At 63.4% G+C, this 26026-nt stretch carries 24 protein-coding genes and 1 pseudogene; 16 read left to right on the top strand and 9 right to left on the bottom strand.

What is annotated here, in order from left to right; genetic code table 11:
• Positions 1–72 precede the first annotated feature (72 nt).
• Both NL532_RS27990 and NL532_RS27985 read left to right on the top strand, forming a co-directional pair.
• Positions 73–771, top strand: coding sequence for a GntR family transcriptional regulator (locus NL532_RS27990; protein WP_023753943.1), 699 nt, complete (start codon positions 73–75; stop codon positions 769–771).
• 159 nt (positions 772–930) lie between these two features.
• Positions 931–1524, top strand: coding sequence for a DJ-1/PfpI family protein (locus NL532_RS27985; protein ID WP_023686902.1), 594 nt, complete (start codon positions 931–933; stop codon positions 1522–1524).
• Between the two features lie 269 nt (positions 1525–1793).
• On the opposite strand, the gene NL532_RS27980 is transcribed toward NL532_RS27985, so the two are convergent.
• The 4 genes from NL532_RS27980 to NL532_RS27965 all read right to left on the bottom strand — a co-directional run bounded on the left by NL532_RS27980 (position 1794) and on the right by NL532_RS27965 (position 4732).
• Complete coding sequence (locus tag NL532_RS27980; RefSeq protein WP_023753944.1) at positions 1794–2426, bottom strand: class I SAM-dependent methyltransferase; 633 nt, start codon at positions 2424–2426, stop codon at positions 1794–1796.
• 136 nt (positions 2427–2562) lie between these two features.
• The gene (locus NL532_RS27975) at positions 2563–3162 is read right to left on the bottom strand and encodes an NADPH-dependent F420 reductase (RefSeq protein WP_023753945.1); all 600 of its coding nucleotides are present in this window, start codon (positions 3160–3162) and stop codon (positions 2563–2565) included.
• 32 nt (positions 3163–3194) lie between these two features.
• Positions 3195–3947 (bottom strand): SDR family NAD(P)-dependent oxidoreductase, encoded by a 753-nt coding sequence (locus tag NL532_RS27970; RefSeq protein WP_023753946.1) that lies wholly within the window; start codon positions 3945–3947, stop codon positions 3195–3197.
• A 50-nt stretch (positions 3948–3997) separates the two neighbouring features.
• A complete protein-coding gene (locus NL532_RS27965) occupies positions 3998–4732 on the bottom strand; it encodes an SDR family NAD(P)-dependent oxidoreductase (RefSeq protein WP_023667787.1) in 735 nt (244 codons plus the stop codon).
• 228 nt (positions 4733–4960) lie between these two features.
• Here NL532_RS27965 and NL532_RS27960 point away from each other — a divergent pair, with 228 nt between their 5' ends.
• A complete protein-coding gene (locus tag NL532_RS27960; protein WP_023827954.1) occupies positions 4961–5857 on the top strand; it encodes a LysR family transcriptional regulator in 897 nt (298 codons plus the stop codon).
• A 160-nt stretch (positions 5858–6017) separates the two neighbouring features.
• Here NL532_RS27960 and NL532_RS27955 read toward each other — a convergent pair whose 3' ends face one another.
• From NL532_RS27955 to NL532_RS27935, 5 genes are read right to left on the bottom strand one after another with little or no spacing between them, the layout of a single operon-like run.
• Complete coding sequence (locus tag NL532_RS27955) at positions 6018–7580, bottom strand: indolepyruvate oxidoreductase subunit beta family protein (protein ID WP_023827955.1); 1563 nt, start codon at positions 7578–7580, stop codon at positions 6018–6020.
• Entirely contained in the window at positions 7573–9726 is a 2154-nt protein-coding gene (locus tag NL532_RS27950; RefSeq protein ID WP_023667790.1) for a thiamine pyrophosphate-dependent enzyme, read from the bottom strand. The genes NL532_RS27955 and NL532_RS27950 overlap by 8 nt, the downstream gene beginning before the upstream one ends.
• Positions 9727–9770: 44 nt before the next feature.
• Positions 9771–10253 carry a MarR family winged helix-turn-helix transcriptional regulator gene (locus NL532_RS27945; RefSeq protein WP_023726247.1) on the bottom strand — a complete coding sequence of 161 codons (483 nt, stop codon included), beginning with the start codon at positions 10251–10253 and terminating at the stop codon, positions 9771–9773.
• Positions 10253–11824 (bottom strand): phytoene desaturase family protein, encoded by a 1572-nt coding sequence (locus NL532_RS27940; protein ID WP_023827956.1) that lies wholly within the window; start codon positions 11822–11824, stop codon positions 10253–10255. Before NL532_RS27940 ends, NL532_RS27945 begins: the two co-directional genes overlap by 1 nt.
• A 14-nt stretch (positions 11825–11838) precedes the next feature.
• A complete protein-coding gene (locus tag NL532_RS27935) occupies positions 11839–12630 on the bottom strand; it encodes a cyclase family protein (RefSeq protein WP_023827957.1) in 792 nt (263 codons plus the stop codon).
• A 119-nt stretch (positions 12631–12749) separates the two neighbouring features.
• Here NL532_RS27935 and NL532_RS27930 point away from each other — a divergent pair, with 119 nt between their 5' ends.
• The 13 genes and pseudogenes from NL532_RS27930 (at position 12750) to NL532_RS27875 (ending at position 26000) form a co-directional block, all read left to right on the top strand.
• Positions 12750–14324: a phytoene desaturase family protein gene (locus tag NL532_RS27930; protein WP_023827958.1), complete on the top strand. Its 1575-nt coding sequence runs from the start codon at positions 12750–12752 to the stop codon at positions 14322–14324.
• A 110-nt stretch (positions 14325–14434) separates the two neighbouring features.
• The gene (locus NL532_RS27925) at positions 14435–15961 is read left to right on the top strand and encodes an ABC transporter substrate-binding protein (protein WP_023827959.1); all 1527 of its coding nucleotides are present in this window, start codon (positions 14435–14437) and stop codon (positions 15959–15961) included.
• Positions 15962–15994: 33 nt separating this feature from the next.
• Positions 15995–16107: pseudogene (locus tag NL532_RS32450) on the top strand (endonuclease domain-containing protein); the annotation flags it as partial.
• Between the two features lie 42 nt (positions 16108–16149).
• A complete protein-coding gene (locus NL532_RS27920) occupies positions 16150–17157 on the top strand; it encodes an ABC transporter permease (protein ID WP_023740549.1) in 1008 nt (335 codons plus the stop codon).
• Positions 17150–17998 (top strand): ABC transporter permease, encoded by an 849-nt coding sequence (locus NL532_RS27915; RefSeq protein ID WP_023827960.1) that lies wholly within the window; start codon positions 17150–17152, stop codon positions 17996–17998. Before NL532_RS27920 ends, NL532_RS27915 begins: the two co-directional genes overlap by 8 nt.
• On the top strand, positions 17995–18873 hold the full coding sequence (locus NL532_RS27910; protein ID WP_023827961.1) for an ABC transporter ATP-binding protein: 879 nt from the start codon (positions 17995–17997) through the stop codon (positions 18871–18873). The genes NL532_RS27915 and NL532_RS27910 overlap by 4 nt, the downstream gene beginning before the upstream one ends.
• Positions 18866–19696 (top strand): ATP-binding cassette domain-containing protein, encoded by an 831-nt coding sequence (locus NL532_RS27905; RefSeq protein ID WP_023686915.1) that lies wholly within the window; start codon positions 18866–18868, stop codon positions 19694–19696. Before NL532_RS27910 ends, NL532_RS27905 begins: the two co-directional genes overlap by 8 nt.
• A 77-nt stretch (positions 19697–19773) precedes the next feature.
• Positions 19774–20373: a VOC family protein gene (locus tag NL532_RS27900; RefSeq protein ID WP_023667800.1), complete on the top strand. Its 600-nt coding sequence runs from the start codon at positions 19774–19776 to the stop codon at positions 20371–20373.
• A gap of 141 nt (positions 20374–20514) precedes the next feature.
• Positions 20515–22809 (top strand): bifunctional salicylyl-CoA 5-hydroxylase/oxidoreductase, encoded by a 2295-nt coding sequence (locus NL532_RS27895; RefSeq protein ID WP_023667801.1) that lies wholly within the window; start codon positions 20515–20517, stop codon positions 22807–22809.
• Positions 22806–23579 (top strand): SDR family NAD(P)-dependent oxidoreductase, encoded by a 774-nt coding sequence (locus NL532_RS27890; RefSeq protein ID WP_023667802.1) that lies wholly within the window; start codon positions 22806–22808, stop codon positions 23577–23579. Before NL532_RS27895 ends, NL532_RS27890 begins: the two co-directional genes overlap by 4 nt.
• A complete protein-coding gene (locus NL532_RS27885; RefSeq protein ID WP_023667803.1) occupies positions 23573–24043 on the top strand; it encodes a MarR family winged helix-turn-helix transcriptional regulator in 471 nt (156 codons plus the stop codon). Before NL532_RS27890 ends, NL532_RS27885 begins: the two co-directional genes overlap by 7 nt.
• Positions 24040–24852, top strand: coding sequence for an enoyl-CoA hydratase family protein (locus NL532_RS27880; RefSeq protein ID WP_023729160.1), 813 nt, complete (start codon positions 24040–24042; stop codon positions 24850–24852). The genes NL532_RS27885 and NL532_RS27880 overlap by 4 nt, the downstream gene beginning before the upstream one ends.
• A complete protein-coding gene (locus NL532_RS27875) occupies positions 24852–26000 on the top strand; it encodes an acyl-CoA dehydrogenase family protein (RefSeq protein ID WP_023729161.1) in 1149 nt (382 codons plus the stop codon). Before NL532_RS27880 ends, NL532_RS27875 begins: the two co-directional genes overlap by 1 nt.
• The last annotated feature ends 26 nt before the right edge of the window (positions 26001–26026 follow it).

Here is a 26026-nt window from a genome sequence, read left to right as displayed (position 1 = left end):
AAATCGTATAGGATATAGGATTGAGTTTCGCGGAGCATCGTGTTAGTGGGTGGTTCTGTCAAGAGGCAAACGATGCAGAACACGGACCTGACGGTTGACAATGAAGCCCGTGCCAGGGGTCGTATCCAGCGCGCCAACAGTCTGGCCGGCGACGTTTACGAAGCAATCTTCGCGCAGCTCATGTCCTTGAGGATTGCTCCGGGATCGCGCATCACCGTCGACAATCTCGTCAAGGAATTCAACGTCTCACATACCCCCATTCGTGAAGCGCTTGGCAGGCTGGAGGGGGAAGGGCTGGTTCTGAAAACCCACCTGATCGGCTATCGCGCCGCCCCACAAATCACCCGCCGGCGCTTCGACGAACTTTACGAGCTGCGTCTATTGCTTGAACCTGCCGCCGCGGCCAAAGCCACCGCAACAATGGACGGCGAGCGCCTTGCCGCGCTGCAGGAGGCGGCTGGCGTCATGGCCCGACGGGTGGGGAAAGACGAACGCCTGCGCTATTCGAACTTCGCCCGTCAGGATGCGATCTTCCACGACAAGATCGTCGAGTTCGCCCAAAACGAACTCATTCGCGAGACACTGAATCACCAGCATACCCACTTCCATATCTTCCGGCTGATGTATCACTCCAGGGTGACCGAAGAGGCGCTCGACGAGCACGAGGCTATTCTCGCTGCCTTTGCCGCGGGCGATCCGGACGCCGCCGAAAAAGGCATGCGTGCGCACATCGAAAATTCGCGGGACAGGCTCCTGCCTGCGTTCGAGTAGCCTGGCGATGCTGCTTGCCCGAGGCACCCTCAAGCGCGGCGCGCCGCTGTTCGCCCAGCCTGCCGCCTACGAATTCTACTCCCCGTTCTGAGCCGATTTCGATACCGGGAAGGAGGCGCGCAGTGCACCTCCCCCTGAAACAAGCCGAGAGGAAAAGACATGCCAGCCAAAAAAATCCTGATGCTGACCGGTGATTTCACCGAGGAGTATGAAATCTTCGTCTATCAGCAGGCGATGGAAGCGGTGGGACACACCGTTCATGTCGTGTGCCCCGACAAAAGCGCCGGAGACATGATCAAGACGTCGCTGCACGATTTCGAGGGCGATCAGACCTACACCGAAAAGCCCGGCCACAATGCGCTGATCAACAAGACCTTCGCCGACGCCGAGAGGCAGCTGAGCCAGTACGACGCTGTCTATTGCGCCGGCGGTCGTGGCCCCGAATACATCCGCACCGACAAGCGGATACAAGCGATGGTGCGCCATTTCCACGAGGCAAAAAAGCCGATCTTCACGATCTGCCATGGCGTCCAGATTCTGATCGCGGTGGACGGCGTCGTGCGCGGCAAGAAGGTGGCGGCGCTCGCCGCTTGCGAGCCGGAGGTGACGCTTGCCGGCGGCACTTATATCGATTTGTCTCCCACCGACGCCTATGTCGATGGGACCATGGTTTCAGCCAAAGGCTGGACCGCGCTTGCGGCATTCATCCGTGAATGCCTGAAGGTGCTGGGAACGGAAATCCACCATTCTTGAACCGTTTGTCCCGGCGCATCCTGAGGGGATGCGCCGGCTCCCTAAACGGCGCGGCGACTTCCGTCATTTCATCAGGTTCAGATCAGGAACCTGCGGCAGGTGTGCTCCAGAACCTGTGGCCATCATCACCTCGGACGCCTTCAAGGCGCTGCCGCATCGCGTGCGTGCACAGCGCGCCATCCTCGTTGACCTTTCCCAGCTTGACGGGTCCGAACCCGAGTTGGTGGACTCAATGGGGCGGTCGACATGAAGTCGGCGCCCGGGAGCTGTCAGGGCTTCACGAACCGGAACGCGAAGCGATCGGTCTCGCCCTTGATCGATGGATCGAACACCTTGATCGAGTGCGGGTCATCCCTATTCAAGAGCACGGTGCCTTCCGCGTCCAGTACGAAGCCGGCCGCCTCCACCTCCTCGCGGACGAATGCAGGGTCGATCCGATGCAGCGACTGGGTGTCGCTCGTGCCCGACCCAGCTGCGGCGGCGTGATCGACGATGACGTAGGACCCACCGGGTTTCAGCCGCTTGTAGACAGCTCGATTGAAGTCGGCCGCCGTCGCACCCTTCTTCTGGATCAAGGCGGTGTGAAGATCGTGGTAGAACAGGTGCAACCACACGACATCGGCTGGCTGCGTAATCTCCGGCATCGCCACGAGGTCCGCCGAGACGGCTTCGACGTTCTCTCGGCCCGGCTCCTTCGCGAGCGTCCGCATGAGGCCGACCGGATCGTTCTTGAGGTGGGCGACTTCGGCCGGCACAAAGCTGTAGACCCGCCCCTCTGATCCGACGATGTCGGAGAAGAGGCGCGTCCAGTCTCCGTCGCCAGGGTAGACTTCGATCACGGTGGAGCCCGCCTCGATTCGTGCGAACCGGATTAACTCGGATACCTTGGATTGGTCGTACATCGAAATCTCCTTAGGAGTGGATATTCTTCTCGGTGCACATAGTGATTTCTCCATTTGCTCGGATCGGATCGCGCTTGATCCGATCCGAGCTCCGATCGCCTGCGTCGTCTCTTTGCGGGTGTGGACGTCGTGCTCGTCAGTCGAACTTGACCAAGTCCTTAAAGATCAGATGACCCCAGCTGTCTCCGCGCGCCTGGACCAGCAGGCCACCTTCCGACACCCCGCCAAGCTTGATCGGCGCGAAACCGAGATTTTCCGCAAGCTCCCCAATCTGTGTTGCGGCAGCGTCATCGTCGCTTGCCAGGAACACGACCCTCCGGCCACCATGTACGGCCGGATCCTGATCAAGCACCGGGGCGACCAGATGGTTGAAGCCCTTGACCAGTTTTGCGCCAGAGAAGGCCTGCGCGATGAACTTGGAAGAAGGTTGTCCTCCCAGTTCCTCAGGGGGCACGCCATAGGCATTGGTCACATCGATGATCGTCTTCCCCTGCCATGTGGGAAGCGCCTTCGCGACATTCGGGTGCGCCTCGAAGCGGACAGCCAAAAAGATGATGTCCGCCTTGATGGCTTCCGCCAGTTTTTTGGGGATGATCGTGGGTCCGATCGCGGCCGCATCGGCGGCAAAGCTTTCCGGGTCGCGTGTGGTTGCAACGGAAACTTCGATGCCGTTTCGGGCAAACGCCTTGGCAAGGGCTTGTCCGATATTGCCGAATCCTACGATTGCATAGTTCATAGTACTTCTCCGATCTGGTGCTAATGCCGGGGTCAGACTTGCGCCATGCCTCCGTCGACGGCGAGATCCACGCCGGTGACGAAAGAACTTTCATCGGAGGCGAGGAACGTTACGGCAGCCGCGATTTCCTCTGGTTTGCCCCTGCGACCCATTGGGATCTGTGACGCAAACTGGGCGGCCGCTTGCTCGGCTTGCTCAGGGGTAAGGCCAGTCGTTGTCTCCAAGGCCGGCGTCTCGATTGGTCCCGGACTCATTGCATTGACGCGGATTTTGCGGTCTTTGAATTCCAGTGTCCAAGCGCGCGCGAAGTTGCGTACAGCCGCCTTCCTCGCGGCGTAGGTACTAAACCCTGGAAGCCCCAACACGTTCGACACTGAAGAATTCAGGATTATCGAACCGCCGTCTTTGAACAGGGGAAGGGCCTTCTGCACCGTAAAGAACAGACCCTTCACGTTCACATCGAAGGTCTGATCAAAATGTGCCTCGGTAGCGACGGCGAGCGGTGCGATCGTCCCCGCGCCGGCGTTGGCGAAGAGAATGTCGATATGACCATGTTTCACCTTCACGACGGCATAGAGGCGATCCAGATCTTCCAGGAGCGACACGTCACCCACGACCGTCGTAACGTTTTTCATGATGAAGGCTGCGGCCTCCTTCAACTCCTTCTCTCTTCGCCCGGTAATCACGACGTGCGCTCCTTCTTCTACGAAGCGCTTGGCTGTGGCCAATCCGATCCCGCTGCTTCCGCCCGTGATGACTGCGATCTTGCCTTCGAGTTTTTTCATAATTCTTTGTCTTTCGTTGCGCGCGGCCCAGGTACGGACCGCGCTGGGGGTCAGAGTTGAGCCAGGCCGCCGTCGACGGCGACTTCGCTGGCGGTCATGAAGCTGCTGTCCGGCGACGCGAGAAAGGCGGCCACGGCCCCGATCTCCGCCGGATTGGCCATGCGCTGGAGCGGAGTCATCGCGCCGTAGGCCTTCTGGCCTTCCTCGCCCAACGCCTCCTTCGCGAGTTCGGTCGCCGTCGCCCCGGGCGACAACACGTTTACCCGGATGCCGGTGCCCTTCAGGTCCTCCGCCCAGGTCCGCGCCAGGTTGCGCACTGCCGCCTTGCTCGCGCTATAGGCAGTGAACCCCGGAGCGCCCGTGGTGCCGGCGCTCGAGCCGGTCAGGATGATCGAACCGCCCTGGCTCATCAGCGGCAGCGCCTTCTGGACCGTGAAGATTGTACCCTTCACATTAGTGTCGAAGGTTTCGTCAATGTGCCTGGCGGTGATCTGCCCGAGCGGAAGCGGACTTCCCGCCCCGGCATTGGCGAAGACGATATCCAGGCTTCCGCGCTCGGCCTTCACCGCAGCGTAGAGTCGGTCGAGGTCGGCCTCATCCGAGACCGAGCCCTTAACCGCGCGGGCACTAGGCCCAAGGTCAGCCACGGCGGCGTTGAGCGCTTCCTGCCGGCGGCCGAAGATGAAGACGAAGGCGCCCTCCTCGATAAAGCGCTTGGCTGCGGCGCGACCGATGCCCGTAGCGCCGCCAGTTATTACAGCGGTCTTTCCATTCAGTCTGTTCATGTCATGCATCCTTCGTTTCGCCGTCTCGTATCTTTGGCTGTACGGGAAAGTCCCGCGAGAGCCTCAAGATGGGTTCGCCGAAGTCGGGCGGTGAGTGCGCAATCGCGCACATCGCTGGTGCGAAAACGATCCAGCTAGATGATTGAACGCCGCGGCGACCGCACGAACTACGGCTGATCGTGTTAGTATGGGCTTTGCAAGCCGCACTTCGCTGCGCAGGAATGCACCATGATCGACTGGGATGACGTTCGCTACTTTCTTGCCGCCGCGCGCGTAGGCTCGGTGCGTGCTGCCGCCGCACACCTCGGTGTGAACCACTCGACCGTGCTGCGGCGCATCGCTCAGCTCGAGGAACGCCTCGGGGCGCAGATGTTCGAAAAGCTGCCTTCCGGCTACCGCTTGACGGCTGCGGGCGAGGAGGTCCTCGATCTCGCGACCCAGATGGAAGCGTCGTCGCACCAACTGGAGACGCGAGTCTTCGGTCGTGACCAGAGCGAGCGCGGGCTTTTGCGGGTGACGCTTCCACCGTTCCTCGCCACACACCTGCTCATGCCGGATCTCGCCGACTTCGCGCGTTTGCATCGCGACATCGAGATGGAAATCTTGTCGTCCGGTGAGCTGGCAAATCTGACCAACCGAGAGGCCGACGTCGCGATCCGCATTGTCGCCGACCGCAAGACCCTGCCGCTCAATCTTCACGGCCTGAAGGGACCGGAGCTGTTCAGCGGCGTCTACATGTCTCGCGATCGACTAGCCGCGTGGCGTGCGGGCACGCCTGATCCCATCCGGTGGATAGGCATAGACAATCATGGAATTCCGGACTGGGCGCGCGAGGGAGAAGTTCACGTCACGGGAGTACCGTTCAGGACACCTGACGCCGAGACGCAGATCATCGCGGCGCACCAAGGGATTGGGATAACGAAACTGCCGTGCTTCGTCGGAGATGCCGACCCCCTGCTGGTGAGGGTGCCGGGGATCGACGTGCCCATGCATGGGACACTGTGGCTTCTCACGCAAGGCGAGACACGCAAGACGAAGCGGGTGCGGCTCTTCACCGAGTTCGTATCCCGCAGGCTCGCCGCGTACGCTCCGCTTCTCTCGGGGCTGTCCATATCGCGCGACTGACGCCCGCAGGTCGGCCGGCAACGCTTCCCGCAATCCGGGTGGAAGCCGAGCTGCGATCGCTTGAAGCGGCGTGTTCAATCCGCGAATCCAGTGGGAGTAGGGAAACGGCGGCAGTAGCGTAGAGGTACCAGCCTAAGCTCGACCTCCTCCGACACCATGATCACAACGATGCCACCGTCTTCAGCGCGCCATCGAGCATGTCCCCTTTCTCGTCTTTCAGCGCAGCTTCGCGCAACCGCCTGATCCAGTCGGCAGCGTCATCGCGGCCCTTGACCAGATCGAGCGCCGACAGCACGCGATCGAATTTGGACTGGGCGCGGAGGTGGGTGTCGCTGTAGCCCTTGATCAGCCGGCGGCAGTTCAGGATTTCGACGGCGAGCGCGTAGTCCTGAGGCGCGTGGCTGAGCGCCAGCGCATACCAGCGCTCCAGATGCGCCGTCTCGACCTTGTGGCGCAACAGGCGCCGCCGCCAGCGGCGCAGGCCTCCGATGAACCAGAGGACCGCAAAGCCGGCAAAGCTGTCGGTGCGAATGCGCCGGCCATGGTTGATGCGACGATCAAGGAAAGCAGCGAGTTTCGGCCGGTTCTCAATGTAGCTGCCCAACCCCGCCGGCAAAGTGCCGCAGAACTCCTCGATGCGCGGATGGAAATACTCGGTTACCTGCAGGATCGAGCCGTTCTTGACGCCGACCTCGCGGCGCACGCGCTGGTCGCGGGTCGAGCGAGTCTTGAGATCGGCGACGCGGATCATGTCGTCATAGCACAGCGCGTTGGCCAGATGCTTGGCGGCGGCGATGGACAATGCATGGGCGTGGCCGGGATCATCAAGCGCAACGGCCTTGTCCAACCGGTCGAGATACTCGCCGCCATAGGAGATGTCCTGATAGTCGACGACCTTTCTCAGCGCCCGGAGCGCCATGTCGCGCACCGCCGCGGGCATCAGGTCGATGCGGGCGGCCAGTGCCTGCCAACCCTGCAGCAGGTTCTGCGGACCGCTCACGCGCCCTGCACCCGGAGCGGGGTCGACCGTGGCCGGTTCTGCCGGCTCTGGCGCGGGGACGGTCGGACCGCGCGCGCGGTCGTAGGCAACGGCGAAGGCAGCGAGGCTGGCTTTCGCGCCCCGGCCGCCGGCGCCGATCGCTTGCTCATAGCTTTCACGCCTGAACGGCAATGCGTCGGAGCCTGCCAGCGCGCCAAGGAGGCTGGCGGAAATCATCGAGCCATTATCGGCGGCGATCTTTTCCATGTCGAAGGCGATGAAGCGTTTCGATGCAGCTTCCGCCGTCGCGTGTACCTTCGAAGACGAGGCCCGGCCGTCACCCGGCTCGATCTTTTCCGACACCGCGGCAATGCGATGCGAAGAAGCAATGAGCGTGGTGCGATCGGGCGTGACGAAGCCCCTGATGATGGCGCGGCCGGCTTCCATCAGCTCGGCGGCGATCAGTATGTCGACGTCGCCCTGCGAAGGCGACAGGGCAAAGACCGGCAGCCGGCCGGTGTCGCGGGCCATCTCGACGTAATAGATCGTAGCGCCGGTGCGCTGGGCGACGCCGGCGACGGAGGTCGATTGCGCGACGTAACCATTGCGCTCGGCGACATCGGTGATCCAGTCGGCGAGCACACCGCCGCCCTGGCCACCGACCGCGAGCAAAGCGAGTTTGATCACCGGCTCGGTATCGGCGGCACCGGATTTCGGACGCAAGGGCGAAGCCTGGTCAAGCATCGGCGAACGTCAACCTGCGGCTCTCGCGGCGGCGCTGCATCAGGCCGATCACGGCGCGGCGAGCGCTTTCCAGGAAACGGTCCCAGCGGCCCGGATTGTGCACGACATCGGCGCGGTAGAAGGATGGGCACAGCACGGCGGCGTCCGCCACCTCGCCGCAATTGCCGCAGCCGACGCAGCTCTGGTCGATCGATGCCACCGGATCGTCACGCAACGGATCGTCGAGCGATTTCACCGACAGCGACGGGCAGCCGGACAGCCGCATGCAGGCGTGGTCGCCGGTGCAGATGTCCTCGTCGACCCCGAATTTCGGCTTGACGACACGGGTCCCTCCCTTGATCGCCTTGTCGACCAGCGGCTTTTCGCGACGCTGGCGGTTGAGCATGCATTCGGAAGAGGCGACGATGACCTTTGGTCCCTTTTCCTCCGTCGTCAGCGCCTCGCGCAGCGTGTCCTGCATCTTGCCGACATCGTAGGTGCGGTCGATGTGGCGCAGCCATTTGACGCCCATGCCCTTCACCGCTTCGGTGATCGGATGCTTGGTCGACTTGGTCTTGTTGCCCGCGCGCGACGACAGGATGTCCTGCCCACCGGTGGCGGCGGAGTAAAAATTGTCGACGATGACGATGACGCCGTCGTTCTTGTTGAAGACCGCGTTGCCGATCGAGGAGGTCAGGCCATTGTGCCAGAAGCCGCCATCGCCGACGAAAGAGATCGACCGCCGTTTGGCGTCGGGCGAATTGAACGCCGATGCCGATGCCGGCCCCAGCCCGTAGCCCATGGTGGTGGCGCCGAGCTCGAAAGGCGGCATGATCGAGAACAAATGGCAGCCGATGTCGGATGCGATGTGATGGTTCCCGAGTTCCTGCTCGACCAGCTTTGTCGCGGCAAAGATCGGCCGCTCCGGGCAACCGATGCAGAAGCCCGGCGGACGGCCCGGCACGACGTTTATCAGGTCGGCGGTGTCGACGCCGTCGCCGACCTTGTTGGGCGCGCGCACCTCGCCCGGCAAGAGATGCGGGGATTCGGCGCGCAGGAAGGCGCCAATGCCGTCGAGCATGACCTGGCCGGTATATTCGCCGGCCATCGGCAGATACTCCTTGCCGACCAGCCTGGTACCGCGCCCGGCCTTGTGCAGCATGGCGGCAAAGGCTTGCTCGATGTAGTTGGGCTGGCCCTCCTCGACCACGAGCACCGCCTGCTTGCCTTCGCAGAAGGTGAGGAACTCGTCGTCAATCAGCGGATAGACGGCGTTGAGAACGTAGAGCGGCACATCCGTCTCGCCATAGGTGTCGGCAAGGCCGAGCCGCTGCAAGGCGCGGATGACCGAATTGTACATGCCGCCCTGCATGACGATGCCGACCGAGCCATGGTCCGAACCGAAGAACTCGTTGATCTTGTTCCTCGCGATGAAATCGACCGCCGCCGGCCAGCGTTTTTGCACCTTCTCCTTCTCGTGCAGGAAGGAGGCGGGCGGCAGCACGATGCGGCCGGTGTCGCGGCGCGGCGCGTCGAGCGCATCGGCCACCGTCATCGGCGGGCGCTTGTTGTCCTTGGCTATGAAGTGCCCGTGGACGTGGCAGCAGCGGATGCGCACCTGCAGCATCACCGGCGTATTGGACGCTTCGGACAGCTCGAAACCATCCTCCACCGCCTTGACGATCGAAGGCAGGTTCGGGCGCGGGTCGAGCAGCCAGACCTGGCTTTTCATGGCGAAGGCATGGCTGCGCTCCTGCATGATCGAGGAACCCTCGCCATAATCCTCGCCGACGATGATCAGCGCGCCGCCGGTGACGCCGCCGGAGGCGAGGTTGGCCAGTGCGTCGGACGCGACATTGGTGCCGACGGTCGACTTGAAGGTCGCCGCACCGCGAATGGGGTAATGCACCGAGGCCGCCAGCATGGCGGTGGCGGTGGCTTCCGAGGCGCTCGCCTCGAAATGCACCCCGAGTTCGCCCAGAATCTCCTGTGCGTCGGCCAGCACGTCCATCAGATGGCTGATCGGCGCGCCCTGGTATCCGCCGACATAGCCGACGCCGCATTGCAGCAGCGCCTTGGTGATGGCGAGAATGCCTTCGCCCGCAAACTCCTCGCCGGCGCCGAGCCGGAGCTTTTCGACTTCCTTGGCAAAAGACCGTTCGGCCATTTTTCCAACCTTCCGTTGCCGCCGAAACTTGGCAGCGCGTACGTCTAGATTTCGTGCTTGCGAATGTTCTTGAGCATCTTCAAGAGCGTCGCGATCAGTGCTGCATATTCGGCATCGTCGACATCGTCGAACATTGCCTCGAAGGCGTCATGCATAGCCGGCCAGGCGCGGGTGAACTCTGCGCGGCCCTCATCGGTGAGGAAGACATGGCGGATGCGGCTGTCGGTGACGCCTTGCTCGCGTCGCACGAAGCCTTGTCCCTCCAGCGTGTCGAGCGTGCGGCTCAAGGTCGACTGCTCTATGACGGTGTAGACCGAGAGGTCGTTGACGGTGACGCCGTCGGTGACCGACAGCACGGCCAGCGTGCGGACCTGCGGAATAGTCAGGCCCTGCTTGCGGAAATCGTCGCGCAAGGTGGCGTTGTAGCGCCCCATGATGCGGTTCATCAGATAGGGCGCGAATTGCTGCAGGCCGATCTGGCCGAGGGTCGAGATGCGCTGGCGCTTTTCCAGAACCTTCTGCTCCATCACAGCCTCCCCGCCAGGAGAAAGCCGGAACCGCCACCGAGGCCCGCGCCTGGATGGGTCGAGGCGCCGATATGGTAGAGGTTCTTGATGCCGGTCTGATGGTTGCGGCTGGTCTTGAACGGCCGCCAGAGGAACGACTGGTCGATAGTCGACGAGCCGCCATAGGGGTCGCCGCCGACCAGATTGATGTTCATCGCTTCGAGATCGGCCGGCGAATAGGCGCGGCGCGCAATGACGCTATCCTTGAAGCCGTCGATGTGGCTGGCGAGGATCGCCTCCGCGCGGTCGGCATAGGCCTCGCGCAGCGCGTCGGTCCAGCGGCCGCCAGCCGGTGCATGCAGCGTGCCTGCGGCATCGCCCTTGATGTGACGGGGCGCCTCGGGCAGTTGCAGCCACAGAATTGCTTTGCCAGGCGGACAGCGCGACGGATCCAGCGCATGCGGCTGGCCGACGCAGATGGTCGGCACTTCCGGCAGCATGCCGCGCGCGGCTTCGTTGCAGGCTTTCGAGACGCCGTCGAGCCCCGGCGTCAGGTGCAGCAGCGCCACCTTGTCGAGGCCTTCGCCGCGCCATGACGGCGGCTTGGCCAGCGCATAGTGGATCTGGAAATTGCCTTTGCCGTAGCGATATTTCTGTGTCGCCTCGACCTCGGCTTTGGGAGGATCCGCGCCGAGCAGCCGGCCGTAAAGCTGCGTCGGCGTGACCGAGCAGATGACGCTCTTGTTTGCTGTAATCGTTTCGTCGGATGCCAGCCGCACGCCGGTCGCGCGGCCACCGCTCTGGACGATCGAGGCGACATCGGCGCCGGTGCGGATTTCGCCGCCGCGTTCACGGATCAAGGCTTCGAAGGCGGCGAGCAGGGTCTTCGCCCCGCCCTTGACGATCGGCGCGCCGGCCGCTTCCAGCGCGAAGGCAATGACCTTGGCGATCTGCCCTGAGAAAGCATCTTCCGGTCCAAGCCCGGCATGCAGCACCCAGGGCGCCCACAGCGCGCGGATTGTCTCGGACTGATAGGTGCTTTCCAACCAGCTGCGCGCCGGCACCAGTGCCTCACCCAGAAAAGCGGCAAGGCCACGCGGGCTGCGCCGCCAGGCATTGCCGGCCAACAGCTTGGCTGTCGGATAAGACCACAGGCTGCCGCCGAGCAGGCCGAACAGCAGGCCGGCATTGCGCTCGATGCTGCCGACATCGTCGGCGTGCCGGTCGCCATCGCCGGGGGCGATCGCATTGATTGCAGCGACGTTGGCGGCGCGGTCGGTGGTGAGCACGGCATGGCTGCCGTCCGGCCGCAGCACGCCGGTTGGCGTGCCGGTGTGACAGAACTCCAGCCCGTGCCGCGCGAGATCGCTGCCCAATGCCGCAAAGGCCGGCGAGGTGATGAACAGCACGAAGGTGGTCGCCATCACGTCATGGATGAAGCCGGGCGCGGTGATCTCCTCGGTACGCATGCAGCCGCCGATGCGGTCGTTGCGCTCGAGGACGAGCACCTTCGCGCCCTTGCCGCCAAGCATCGCCGCGCAGACCAGCGCGTTGATGCCGCTGCCAACGATGATGTGATCCGGCTGGCTCACCTCAGCGTGCTTTCTCAGCCTTTCGACACCAGCGCCAGCGCGCGGATCGGGCTGCCGGTGCCATGTTCGATCTTGAGCGGTGCGGCGATCAGGATGGCGCCCTTCGGCGGCAGCTGGTCGAGGTTGCAGAGGCTGGCGAGGCCATAGCGATTGGCCTTGTGCATCAGCGTGTGCGCGGGAAATGGTGGCTCCATGCCGCCGGCCTTGCCGGCATCGGTGCCGATCGTCTCCGAGCCCCAGCCCTTGATATCCTTGCTGATCAGATACTGGATGGCTTCGGCCGTCGGACCTGGCGTATGCGGGCCGGTCTTATTGGCGTTGAGGAATTCGGCTTCCGAACCATTGCGTTTGTACCAGTCGGTGCGCATCACCACCCACTCGCCGGCGTTGATGGCGCCATGCTTGGCTTCCCACGCCTTGATGTGGTCGACGGTGAGCAGGAAATCGTGATCGGCGGCGGCTTCCTTCGAGCAGTCGATGACATTGACCGGGCCGACGAAGTTCTGCGCCGGAATGGTGTCGGTGGCGCCGTCCGGATAATCCTTGCCGCTGATCCAATGCTGCGGCGCATCGAAATGCGTGCCCGAATGCTCCCCAAGCTTCAGCCAGTTCCATGCCCACCACGGGCCGTTCTTGTCATAACGGGAGATGTTATGGATCTCGACCTTTGGCGTGTCGACGGCAAGCTCCGGCGGCAGCTTGATAAGAGGCGTGTCGGGTCCGAGTTGCGCAGAGAGGTCGACCACCCTGATGGCGCCTGAAAGCAGCTGGCCGGCGACTTCGCCGAGGAGTTTTTGCGTGTCCATGGTCTGAAGTTCCCTCTTTCTGGTGAAGATCAAGGCTCGTCTCGGCCCTTAATATCCTACTAGACGAAAACATATGCATCTGCAATTATCTTTAAGCATAAAGGAAATGGGAACGGGGCGTGAGCGAGTTCGACGCCATCTTTGTCGGGGCGGGCCACAACAGTCTGGCATGCGCTGCGCATCTGGCACTCAAGGGCTGGAAAACCGGGATTTTCGAGCGCAGTGCAGCAATCGGCGGCGCCGTCCAGACACACGAATATACGCTTCCCGGCTTCCGCCACGATTTCGGTGCGATGAATCTGAGCCTGTTCGCCGGCTCCGCCTTCCACCGGAAATATGCAAATGAATTGAAAACCCACGGGCTGGAGTTCGCGCCGGTCGCCGATTGTTTCGCCAGCGCCTTCCCAGACGGACGCTGGTTCGGCGTCAGCAACGACCTGGAAAAGACCGCCACGCGCATGGCCGCGTTCTCCGCTGCCGATGCCGAGACGTGGCGCAAGCTCGTTGCCGCATTCCCTGATGAGGCCGAGCATCTGTTCCGGCTGCTGGGCTCGCCGATGAGTGTGCGTGCGCTTGCCGGCACCGCCTGGAACCTGTGGCGCAAGAAGGGTATCTCAGGCGCGCTCGACACCGGTCGGCTTTTGCTGTCATCGCCTCGCGCCTGGTTGGAGGAAAATTTCGAGTCTGCGCATGTGCGGGCAACGCTCGCCACCTGGGGCATGCATCTCGACTTTGCACCCGACATCGCCGGCGGCGCCGTGTTCCCCTATCTGGAATCGATGGCCAACCAGACCTTTGGCATGGTGCTGGGCAAGGGCGGCGCCGACACGATCATCCGGGCGCTGGCAGGTATGGTCACCTCGGCGGGCGGCAAGATCGTTACCGGGGCAGAGGTTGCCGAAATCACCGTTTCCGGCGGCAAGGCGACCGGCGTCCGGCTCGCCTCCGGTGAGACGCATACGGCAAGCAAGGCGGTCATTGCCGGGGTCGCGCCCAGGGCGCTGACCGGCAAGTTGCTGCCCAACGGTTCCGGCGACACCGGCTTCGACACGGCGATGCAGAAGTTCCGGCACGCGCCGGGCACGATGATGATCCATCTGGCGCTCGACGACCTGCCGGACTGGCGCGCCGGGGCCGAGCTGCGGCAGTTCGCCTATGTGCATCTGTCGCCCTCGCTCGACGCGATGTCGCGCACCTATCAGCAGGCGATGGCGGGCATGCTGCCGGACGAACCGGTGCTGGTCGTCGGCCAGCCGACAGCGGTCGATCCGTCACGCGCGCCGCAGGGCAAGCATGTGCTGTGGGTGCAGGTGCGCATGCTGCCCGCCGAAATCCTGGGCGATGCGGCCGGCAAGATCGCGCCCGCGCATTGGGATCAGGTCAAGGACGTCTATGCCGAACGCGTGCTCGACACCATCGAGATCTACGCACCCGGACTGCACGCGAAAATCCTCGGCCGTGCAGTGTTCTCGCCAATCGACCTCGAGCGTGAGAACCCCAATCTCGTCGGTGGCGACCAGGTCTGCGGCAGCCATCATCTGGCGCAGAACTTCTTGTTTCGCCCGGCGCGCGGCTATGCCGGCTGGAACACGCCGGTCGCCAATCTGCACCTCACGGGCGCCGCGACATGGCCGGGCGCCGGCAGCGGCGCGGCCTCGGGCTACATGCTCGCGCAACAGCTTGGCGGGAGGTAGCTCGGAAGATTTCAGGAGGGCGACGAGAGGCAAGGCGCTGCTGCCCACGAAGCCTGAAGCTATGAACTGGTAGTGCCGCGCAAAGACAACAAACAACAAGGGGAACGACCATGACAATCAACAGACGCGAATTGCTGGGATACAGTGCCGCGGCACTTGGGGTGGCCGCAATCGGCCTGCCGCAGATCGCCAAGGCAGCGGGCGAACTGACCATCGCCTATAACGTCAACCTGCCGTCCTGGGATCCGACCACCGGACCCTCGGCCGTCAACCCGACGATCCAGGGCCTCTACCAGTCGGTGTTCGACCAGTTCATTCCGCAAAAGCCGGACCTGTCCTTTGCGCCTGGCCTGCTCACCGAATGGGGCTGGAACGAGGATCGCACCAAGGTGACGATGACGGTGCGCGAAGGCGTGACCTGGCATGACGGCTCGCCGTTCACGCCCGACGACGTGGTCTGGTCGCTGCAGCGGGCGGGCGACGAAAAGACCGGCAATCCGATCCAGTTCGTCTGGAAGAACGTCAACAATTTCAAGATCGACGGCAACAAGATCACCGGCGACGTCGTGCAGTTCGATCCGGTCTATTTCAAATGGATGTCGTTCCTGACCGGCTACATCCTGCCGAAGGCCTACTACGAGAAGGTTGGCGCGGAAGGTTTCGAGAAGGCGCCGATCGGCACCGGCCCGTACATGGTGGAAAAATTCGAGCGAAATGCTTTCCTCCGACTGAAGGCCAACCCGCACTATTGGGGCGACAAGCCGGCCTTCGAGAATGTGACGATCAAGTTCGTCACCGACGCGGCGAGCCGCGTTGCCGAGATCGAATCCGGTTCCTCGCAGGTGACGCTGGAGGTCCCCTATGAAGAGTATGACCGGCTGATCGCCAAGGACGGGCTTGCCGGCTCGTGCAAGCCTGTTTCCGACATCGGCATGATCTTCTTCAATGACATTGAAGCGATGCTGGACAAGAACGTCCGCCAGGCCGCTGTCATGGCTGTGGACAAGGAGCTTCTGGTCAAACGGCTGCTGCGCGGCTATGGCCAGCCGATCGCTACGCTGGAGACCCCGGAGTACACGGCCTTCGATGCCTCGATCAAGGTCGAGCACAATCCTGAAAAGGCCAAGGAGCTGCTCGCGGCTTCCGGCTATTCGCCGGAAAAACCGGTCAAGTTCACCATCCAGACGACCAAGGGCTTCAAGCCCAAGGATTATGAGATGATCCAGGCAATCGTCGGCATGTGGCGCAAGGTCGGCATCGAGGCGACGATCGAGGTCTACGAGATCGCCAAGCACTATGAGCTGCGCGCCGCCGACAAGCTGGCGCCGGCCGCCTTCTACAATTGGGGCAATGCCATCGGCGATCCGACAACGTCGACTGGTTTTGCCATGTATGGGCCGAGCCCGCATTCGGTGTGGGACAGCCAGGACCTGATCGACATGATCAATCCGCTCTGGGGCGAGAAGGACGAGGCCAAGCGCATCGCCGGCTGGAAGGCTGTCGACAAGTATATCGCCGAGCAGGCCTATGTGCTGCCGCTGATTCAGTATGCGCAACCTATCGTGCATGCCAAGGGCGTCAACGTGGTGCAGCATGTGTCCGGCGCGCTGCTGCCGGCGCTGATGACCCCGGCCTGATATCGGCTTGTGGGCGCCACCCTTCGCTGAGCGGCCCCCTCATCCGGCCCTTCGGGCCACCTTCTCCCCGCTGGGGAGAAGAGACCAGCTCAGCTGTCCGTGACCTCTTCTCCCCTCGGGGAGAAGGTGGCCGCGAAGCGGACGAATGAGGGGGCTCTTCGTTAGAAACGCACTGGGCCAACACCAGAATGCTCCTGCAACGATTCCTGATCCGTCTGCTGACGATGCTGATCACGCTGTTCGGCGTGGCTGTCGTCGTCTTCGTCGTGATCCGCGTCGCGCCTGGTGACCCGATCGCCATGATGCTGCCCCCCGGTGCGACAGATGCCGACATCGACCGGCTGCGTGCACTCTACGGGCTCGACAAGACCATCGTGCAGCAATTCTTCATCTGGCTGTCCGGCGTCGTCAGGGGCGATTTTGGCACCTCGATTTCGCTCAGGCAAGATGTGCTCAGCCTTGTCTTCAATCGTTTGCCGGCAACGCTGGAACTTGCCATCATCGCGCTCGTCATGGCGGTTGGGCTCGGCGGCACGACGGCGATCCTCGGAGCCCGCGAGCGCGGCACGGCGGTCGAAGCCGGCATCGATATCGCCAGCGGCGCCGCCCTTTCCATTCCCGATTTCCTGTGGGGCCTCGTGCTGATCCTTTTGTTTGGCGTGCTGGTGCCGATCTTCGATATCTCCGGCCGCGTGTCGCCGCAGCTCGATCTGCCCTTCGTCACCCAGTTCTATTTCTTCGAGAGCTTGCTTCGGCTGCGCTTCGACCTGACCTGGGATCTGCTGAAACACATGCTGATGCCGGCAGTAGCCTTGGCATTGCCGCTGGCGGCAATCATCGCGCAGTTGCTGAAACAGTCGCTGAAGGAAGTGCTTGACCTCGACTATGTCGTGCTGGCGCGGGTGAAGGGGTTTTCGGAAACGCAGGTTATCCTGCGCGAGGCGCTGAAGAACGCTGCCTTGCCGACACTGACTCTCGTCGGCGTCCAGTTCACCTTCCTTGTCGGCGGCACGGTCATCGTCGAGCGGCTGTTTTCCTACGAAGGGCTCGGCAACATGGCGATCGATGCCGTCATCAACCGCGACCTGCCGCTGATCCAAGGCATCGTGCTGGTGTTCGCGCTGCTGTTCGTGCTGATCAATCTTGGCGTCGACATGATGTACGCGCTGCTCAATCCGAGGCTGCGCCATGGATGAGGCACGCATCGCCCGGCGCGGATTGGGCCTGAGGCTGTGGCTGGCCGGCGGCTGGCTGCTGCTGGTACTTCTTGCGGCGATGTTCGCGCCGCTGGTGGCGCCGCAGGACCCGCTGGCGCAGGATCTGATGCTGGAGCGGCTGCCGCCCTTCTGGCTCGATGGCGCCGAGCCCGGCTATTGGCTGGGCACCGATAGCCTCGGCCGCGACCTCTTGTCGCGGCTTATCTTCGGCGGCCAAATCGCCTTCATCGTCGCCTTCGCTGCGGCGATTGCCGCCTGCCTTGTCGGCTCGACGCTCGGATTGGTCGCCGGCTATTTCGGCGGCTGGGCCGACCGCATCATTTCACGCATCGTCGATGTCTGGATGGCATTTCCTCCGGTGCTGTTCGCCATCCTGCTGGTCGCGGTGCTCGGCACTGGTCTCAGCTCCGTCATCCTCGCCATCGCCATCATCGACTGGACGCGCTTTTGCCGGGTGATCCGCGCCGAAGCGATGGGCCAGTCGCGCATGGACTATGTCGAGAACGCCCGCATCGCCGGCTATGGCCGCATCGGCATCATGCTGCGCGAGGTGCTGCCCAATGTGGTGCCGTCGATCGTGGCACTGCTGTCGCTGGAGATGGGCATCGCCGTCATCGTCGAGGCCATCCTGTCCTTCGTCAATCTGTCGATCTCGACCGACGATCCGACCTGGGGCGGCATCATCGCCGAGGGCCGGCTGTCGATCCATCAGGCCTGGTGGGTGCTGGTGTTTCCGCTTGTCACGCTGATCCTCACCGTGCTGTCGTTCAGCCAGTTCGGTGAGGCGCTGAAGACACGCTTCGATCCGGTGCTGCGATGAGCGCTTGCCTGGATATTGCCAATCTGAGCGCCGTGCTGCCGAACGGCCAGCGCGTGCTGCGGTCGGTGTCGCTCTCCGTGCAGCCGGGTGAGGTGCGTGCTCTTGTTGGCGAGAGCGGCGCCGGCAAGACGATGATCGGCAAGGCGGTGCTCGGTGTGCTGCCGTCAAGCGTGCGCATCGTCGAAGGCGCCATGCAGCTCGAAGGCGAAGACCTCGGCAGGCTGCAGCCCAAGGCAAGGCGCACGCTGATCGGCGCTCGCACGGCGCTGATCCCGCAAGATCCGTTGACTGCGCTCAACCCGTCGCGCCGCATCGGTCCGCAGATGACTAACCGGCTGGTGCGCATTCTCGGCTGGAACGGTGACAAGGCGGACAAGCGTATCCGGCAATTGTTGGATGAGGTGCAGATCCGCGATCCCGACCGGGTGCTGAAATGCTATCCGCACGAGCTGTCCGGCGGCATGCGCCAGCGTGTGCTGATCGCCGCCGCCTTCGCCGCCGAGCCACGGCTGATCGTGGCCGACGAGCCGACAACCGCGCTCGACGTTACCGTGCAAAAGCAGATCCTGCGACTGATCGCCGAGCTGCAGCGCGAGCATGGCACCGCGATCCTGTTCGTCACCCACGATCTCGGCGTCGTTGCAAAGATCAGCCAGCAAGTGTCTGTGCTCTACGCCGGCAAGGTGGTGGAAGAGGCTGACACAGCCGCTCTCTTCGCCGCGCCTGAGCATCCTTATACGCGGGCATTGATGGCCGCTACGCCGCGCTACACGGATCCCTTTGCCTCGCTGAAGCCGGTGGATGAGACGGTGCTGGCAGGACTCGCTGCGGAGATCGCCGCCTCCGACCAGGCGTGGAGAGGGCCGCATGGTTGAGCCGCTGTTTTCCGTGCGCGGGCTGAAGGTGGCGCTGCCCGACATGACCCGCAAGCCGCTGATCGGGCGCGCGCCGCTGGCCGAGATTTTGAGAGGCTTGGATTTCGATTTGCCGAGAGGTTCGGTGACCGGCATCGTCGGTGAATCCGGGTCCGGAAAATCGACGCTCGGCCGCACGCTTGTCAGACTTCTGGAGCCGAGCGTCGGCAGCATCCATTTCGAGGGCCGCGATATCGCCCATCTGCCGGATGCAGAGCTGCGACCTCTGCGCCGCGACCTGCAGATGATCTTCCAGGACCCGATGTCGTCGCTCAACCCGCGTCGCACCATCGCCGGCATCATTGCCGCGCCGCTCAAGCAGAATGGGCTTGGCGACAGGCTTAGGGAACGCGTCGCCGAGGCATTGCATCGCGTCGGCCTGCCGCAAAGCTTCGCTAGTCGCTATCGTCATGAACTGTCGGGCGGGCAGCGCCAGCGCGTCGGAATTGCGCGCGCGTTGGCGCTTTCGCCGAAATTCGTGCTGGCCGACGAGATCGTCTCCGGCCTCGACGTATCGACGCAGGCGCAGATCCTCACCCTTTTGGAGAGACTGGCCGCGGAGATGGGGCTGACGGTCGCCTTCATCAGCCACGACCTGTCGGTCATCCGGCGGCTGTGCCAACAAGTGATCGTGATGCGCGAGGGCGGGATCGTCGAGGCGAGCGCCACCGATGCGCTGTTCGACAATCCCAGGGAGACCTACACGCGCGACCTGCTTGCCGCCATCCCACTGCCTGAGATCGACGCCGACTGGTTGCGGCCAGCAACGAAAGCGCCGGCATAGGACTGTTCACCCACCACGCCGAACAGCGGGCTTCGGACGTGCATGAGGGCAAAATCAGCCCGCGAACGGAGGGTAATATGAATTACGCAGCCCGCGGCACGATGCTTGCCGCGATCCTGTTCTGCTCGATGGGAACGGCTTCGGCCGATGCGATCCCCGGCATGCGCGGCCACGACCACACCGGCATCACGGTGCCCGACATGAAGCAGGCAGTCGACTTCTTCACCGAAGTCGTCGGCTGCGAGAAGGCGATGTCGTTTGGTCCGTTCGCCGATGACAAGGGCACCTTCATGCAGGATCTTCTGGGCGTCGATCCGAAGGCTGTCATCGAGCAGGTCACCATGGTGCGTTGCGGTTATGGATCGAACATCGAGCTGTTCAAGTACACTGCGCCTGACCAGAAGGATTTGACTCCGAAGAACAGCGATATCGGCGGCTTCCACATTGCCATGTATGTCGATGATGTCGCCGCGGCGAAAGCCTATCTCGACGGCAAGGGGGTGAAGACGCGGATGGGTCCGCTGCCGGTCAAGGAAGGTCCGGCGGCCGGCCAGACCATCCTCTATTTCCAGGCGCCATGGGGATTGCAACTGGAGGCGATCAGCTATCCCGATGGGATGGCCTATGAGAAGGGTGCCGAGACTGTGCTGTGGAGCCCGAAGAACCCGGACAAGTGATTTCCAGAGCGCGCTTGCGGGGCCAGCCCGCAGGCGCGCCACCCGTGTCCAGCAATCGTTCCAACATGAAACTTTAAGCTTGAAATATTTTATCTCCGGCGCGATACTTGATATGCAGCAAGCGAAGAGGAGATCGCACGGATGAAGGTTGCGGTTCTCGGTGGCGGACCAGCCGGCCTCTACTTTGCCATTTCAATGAAGCTGCGGGACGCCGCCCACGAGATCACGGTGTTCGAGCGCAATCGCGCCGACGATACGTTCGGCTGGGGCGTCGTGCTGTCGGCCGAAACACTCGACAACCTTGCCAAAAACGACCCGGTCAGCGCTGTCTGGATCAAGAAGCATTTCGCCTATTGGGACGACATCGCCGTCATCCATGACGGCGTGCGCACGGTCTCGTCGGGCCACGGTTTCTGTGGCATCGGCCGCAAGCGGCTTCTGGTCCTGCTGCAGCGACGCGCGCGCGAACTTGGCGTGAGGCTGATGTTCGAGAGCGATATCGCCGACCCTCAGCCCTATATGGCGACGCATGATCTGGTCGTCGCCGCCGATGGGCTGAACTCAAGGGCGCGCAACACCTTCGTCGAAGTCTTCAAGCCCGACATCGACACCCGCAAATGCAAATTCGTCTGGCTCGGCACCAACCAGAAATTCGACGACGCCTTCACCTTCATCTTCGAGAAGACCGAGCATGGCTGGGTGTGGGCGCACGCCTATCAATTCGACAGCGAGACAGCGACCTTCATTGTCGAGTGCAGCGAACAGACCTGGGCTGCCTTCGGCTTCGGCGCCATGTCGCAGCAGGAATCCATCGCCGTCTGCGAGCGCATCTTTGAGAAACATCTCGGCGGCCACGCGCTGATGACCAATGCCAATCACATCAGAGGTTCGGCCTGGATCAATTTCCCGCGCGTGCTGTGCGAACGCTGGTCCTACAAGAACCTGGCTCTGATGGGCGACGCGGCGGCCTCGGCACATTTCTCGATCGGCTCCGGGACCAAGCTCGCATTGGAAAGCGCGGTGGCGCTGGCCGAATATGTCAAAACCGAACCGGACCTCGACGCCGCCTTCCGCAAGTATGAGGATGCGCGCCGCACCGAGGTGCTGAAGCTGCAGTCGGCGGCGCGCAATTCGCTGGAGTGGTTCGAGGAGGTCGAGCGCTATCTCGGCCTCGATCCGGTGCAGTTCAATTATTCGCTGCTGACCCGCTCGCAACGCATCAGCCACGAGAATTTGCGGCTGCGCGATGCCAAATGGCTTGAAAGCGCCGAGGAATGGTTCCAGCGCCAGGCAGGGGCAGGCGGCAACAGGCGGCGCCGGGCACCGATGTTCGCGCCGTTCAAACTGCGCGACATGCAGCTCAACAACCGCATCGTCGTTTCGCCGATGGCGCAGTACAAGGCAGTCGATGGCTGCCCGACCGACTGGCATTTCGCCCACTATGCCGAGCGTGCCAAGGGCGGCGCCGGGCTTGTCTATATCGAGATGACCTGCGTCAGCCCGGAAGGACGCATCACGCCCGGTTGTCCCGGCTTCTATGCGTCCGAACATGAGGTGGCGTGGAAGCGGCTGGTCGATTTCGTCCACACCGAGACCGAGGCGAAAATCTGCGCCCAGATTGGCCATTCCGGGGCCAAGGGCTCGACCCGTGTCGGGTGGGAAGGCACCGACGTGCCGCTCGCCTCGGGCAATTGGCCGGTCATGGCGGCCTCGGCGATTGCATGGTCGCCTGAGAATCAGGTGCCGAAAGCCATGGACCGCGCCGACATGGACGAGGTGCGTGACCAGTTCGTCGCGTCCACCGAGATGGCAGATCGCTGCGGTTTCGACATGCTCGAGATCCATGCCGCGCATGGCTATTTGCTGTCGTCCTTCATCACGCCGGTCACCAACCAGCGCACGGATGAGTATGGCGGTTCGCGGGAAAATCGCATGCGCTATCCCCTGGAAATCTTCCATGCGGTGCGCGCCGCCTGGCCGACGCGAAAGCCGATCTCGGTGCGCATTTCGGCCAATGATTGGGTCGGCATCGAAGGTGTGACGCCGGCCGATGCGGTGGAGATCGCGCGGATGCTGCACGAAGCCGGCGTCGACATATGCGACGTCTCGGCAGGCCAGACCTCGATTGCCGCCAAGCCTGTCTATGGCCGAATGTTCCAGACGCCGTTCTCGGACCGCATCCGCAACGAGGTCGGCATGGCGACGATGGCGGTCGGCAACATCTACGAGCCGGATCATGTCAATTCGATCCTGATGGCCGGCCGCGCCGACCTGGTGGCCCTGGCACGGCCGCATCTCGCCGATCCCTACTGGACGCTGCATGCAGCCGTGACGCTCGGTGATCGTGGTGTCAAATGGCCGGATCCCTATCTGCCCGGACGCGACCAGATCTACCGGCTGGCCGAGCGCGATGCGGCGGCGGGGCTGAAAGTATGACGACGGCCTTGGCGATTTCAGGCAAACATGCGCTGGTCACTGGCGGCGGCTCCGGCGTCGGCCGGGCCATCGCGCTCGTGCTGGCCGAGGCCGGCATAGAGGTGACCATATGCGGGAGGCGCGACGCCGAGCTTGCCAAGTTGGCCGGCGAGAACGACCGCATCCACGCCATGTCAGCCGATGTCACCGACGAGGCGGCGATGATTTCGCTCTACGCGCAAGCGGAAGCCGTGCGCGGCCCGTTCGACATCGTCGTCGCCAATGCCGGCATGGCCGGCAGCACGCCGGCGCACAGGACCTCGCTTGCCGACTGGCAGCGGACGCTCGACGTCAATCTGACCGGCGCCTTCCTGACGGTGAAGCCGGCGCTGGCCGGCATGGCCGCGCGCAAGGCGGGCCGGATCGTCTTCGTCGCCTCGACCGCAGGGCTGAAAGGCTACGCCTATGTCGCGCCCTACGTGGCGGCCAAGCATGGGGTGGTCGGGCTGATGCGGGCACTGGCGGCCGAGACGGCGAAATCCGGCGTGACCGTCAACGCCGTTTGCCCGGGCTTCGTAGAGACCGGCATGCTGGAGGAGTCCATTCAGCGCGTCGTCGAAAAGACCGGCCGCTCAGTCGAGCAGGCGCGGGCGAGCCTTGCCTCGACCAACCCGCAAGGCCGTTTCATCCAGCCGCAGGAAGTTGCCTCAGCGGTGCTCTGGCTGTGCGGCGATGCGGCTGCGTCGATTACCGGACAAGCAATTTCGATCTCAGGAGGCGAAACATGGTAGCCGGCCCATTGCCCGCGCCGTCGGGACCCGGCAAGGACCGGCTGCGTCTCTGGATCAGGCTGCTGCGCGCCTCGCGCACGATCGAAGCGGAGCTGCGCGAGCGCCTGAAGAAGGAATTCGATACGACGCTGCCGCGTTTCGACGTCATGGCCGCCCTCTACCGCGCGCCGGAAGGCATGCTGATGAGCGATCTGTCGCGCTTCCTGCTGGTATCCAACGGCAATGTCACCGGCATCGTCGACCGGCTGGTTTCGGAAGGGGTGGTCGCGCGCGCGCGCCGCAATGGCGATCGCCGCACATCCATGGTGCGACTGACCGACGAGGGTTCCAAATCTTTTGCCGCAATGGCCGCGGCGCATGAGGGTTGGATCGGAGAATTGCTGGCCAAGGTCAGCGAGGAGGATGCGCGCCGGCTGACCGGCATGCTGACCTCGTTCCGCAGCAACTGGGAGGGACGCGAATGAGTTCGATGGCCGGCCTCAAGCCGAAGCACTTCCTTTGGGAAGTCGAAGGCAGGATCGCCAAGGTGCGGCTCGACCGGCCGGAGCGCAAGAATCCGCTGACCTTCGACAGCTATGCGGAACTGCGCGACACGTTCCGCGATCTCGTCTATGCCGACGACGTCGACGCCGTGGTGTTCCTGCCCAATGGCGGCAATTTCTCCTCGGGCGGCGATGTCCACGACATTATCGGCCCCTTGGTCAAGATGGACATGAAGGAATTGCTCGCCTTCACCCGCATGACCGGCGATTTCGTCAAGGCGATGCTCAATTGCGGCAAGCCGATCATCGCGGCGGTCGACGGGGTCGCGGTCGGCGCCGGCGCCATCATCGCCATGAGCGCCGACATCCGCATCGCCACGCCGGAGGCCAAGACCGCTTTCCTGTTCACCCGCGTCGGGCTTGCCGGCTGCGATATGGGCGCGTGCGCGATCCTGCCGCGCATCATCGGCCAGGGCCGTGCCGCCGAATTGCTCTACACCGGCCGCACGATGACGGCGGCGGAAGGCGAGCGCTGGGGCTTCTACAACAGGCTGGTCGATGCCGCAGTGCTCGAGGCCGACGCGCTCGAGATGGCGGCGCGCATCGTCTCCGGCCCGACCTTCGCGCACGGCATCACCAAGACGCAGCTCAACCAGGAATGGTCGATGGGCCTCGACCAGGCAATCGAAGCGGAAGCGCAGGCGCAGGCGATCTGCATGCAGACGCGTGACTTCGAGCGCGCCTACAAGGCCTTCGTGGCCAAGGAAAAACCGGTGTTCGAGGGGAATTGATGGCAGACAGGAGCTTCCTCAGCTGGCCGTTCTTTGAAGATCGCCACCGCGAACTGGCCGAAAGGCTGGAAGCATGGTGCGTCAGGAACCTGCCCGTCGATCACCATGACGTCGATGCCGCCTGCCGCGAACTGGTGGCGAAACTTGGCCGCGACGGCTGGCTGAAGCCGACGGCGCTCGATACGGACAATCCGGGACCGCTCGATGTCCGCACCTTGTGCATCACCCGCGAGACGCTGGCGCGCCATGACGGGTTGGCCGACTTTGCCTTCGCCATGCAGGGGCTCGGCACCGGCGCGCTCAGCCTGTTCGGCACGCCCGACCAGCAGCAATGGCTGGCAAAGACCAGGGCCGGCAAGACGATTTCCGCCTTCGCGCTTTCGGAGCCACGCTCCGGGTCGGATGTCGCCAACACCGAAATGATGGCGAGCCGCGATGGCGACTTCTATATCCTCAGCGGCGAGAAGACCTGGATTTCCAATGGCGGCATTGCCGATCTCTACGTCGTCTTTGCCCGCACCGCCGAGGCACCGGGTGCCAAGGGACTTTCCGCCTTTCTCGTACCCGCTGATACCAAGGGGCTTGGCATTGCCGAGCGCCTTGAAGTGATCGCGCCGCATCCGCTGGCGCGGCTTTCCTTCGATCAGGTCCGGGTGCCGGCCTCGGCGCTGATCGGCAAACCGGGAGACGGCTTCCGCATCGCCATGTCGGTGCTTGACGTGTTCCGCTCCACGGTCGGCGCGGCGGCACTCGGCTTTGCCCGCCGGGCGCTGGACGAAAGCATCAGCAGGGTGGCCGAGCGCAAACTTTTCGGCGCTCCGATGGCAGAGCTGCAGATGGTGCAAGGCCATATCGCCGACATGGCGCTGGACATCGATGCCGCAGCGCTGCTGGTCTACCGCGCTGCCTGGACCAAGGACATGGGCGCGGCTCGTGTCACCCGCGAGGCGGCGATGGCTAAGCTGTTCGCCACCGACAAGGCGCAAGAGGTGATCGACAAGGCTGTGCAGCTGCATGGGGGGGACGGCGTCCGCAAGGGCCATATCGTCGAGAGCCTCTATCGCGAGATCCGCGCGCTACGCATCTACGAGGGCGCATCCGATGTGCAGAAGGTGGTGATCGCACGGCAGGTGATGGGCGCGGCCTGACGGCGATGTATTTGATTTGAGATTGA

Source organism: Mesorhizobium sp. C120A, assembly GCF_030323105.1.
GTDB lineage: Bacteria > Pseudomonadota > Alphaproteobacteria > Rhizobiales > Rhizobiaceae > Mesorhizobium.
This window is presented reverse-complemented; position numbering and strand designations above follow the sequence as displayed.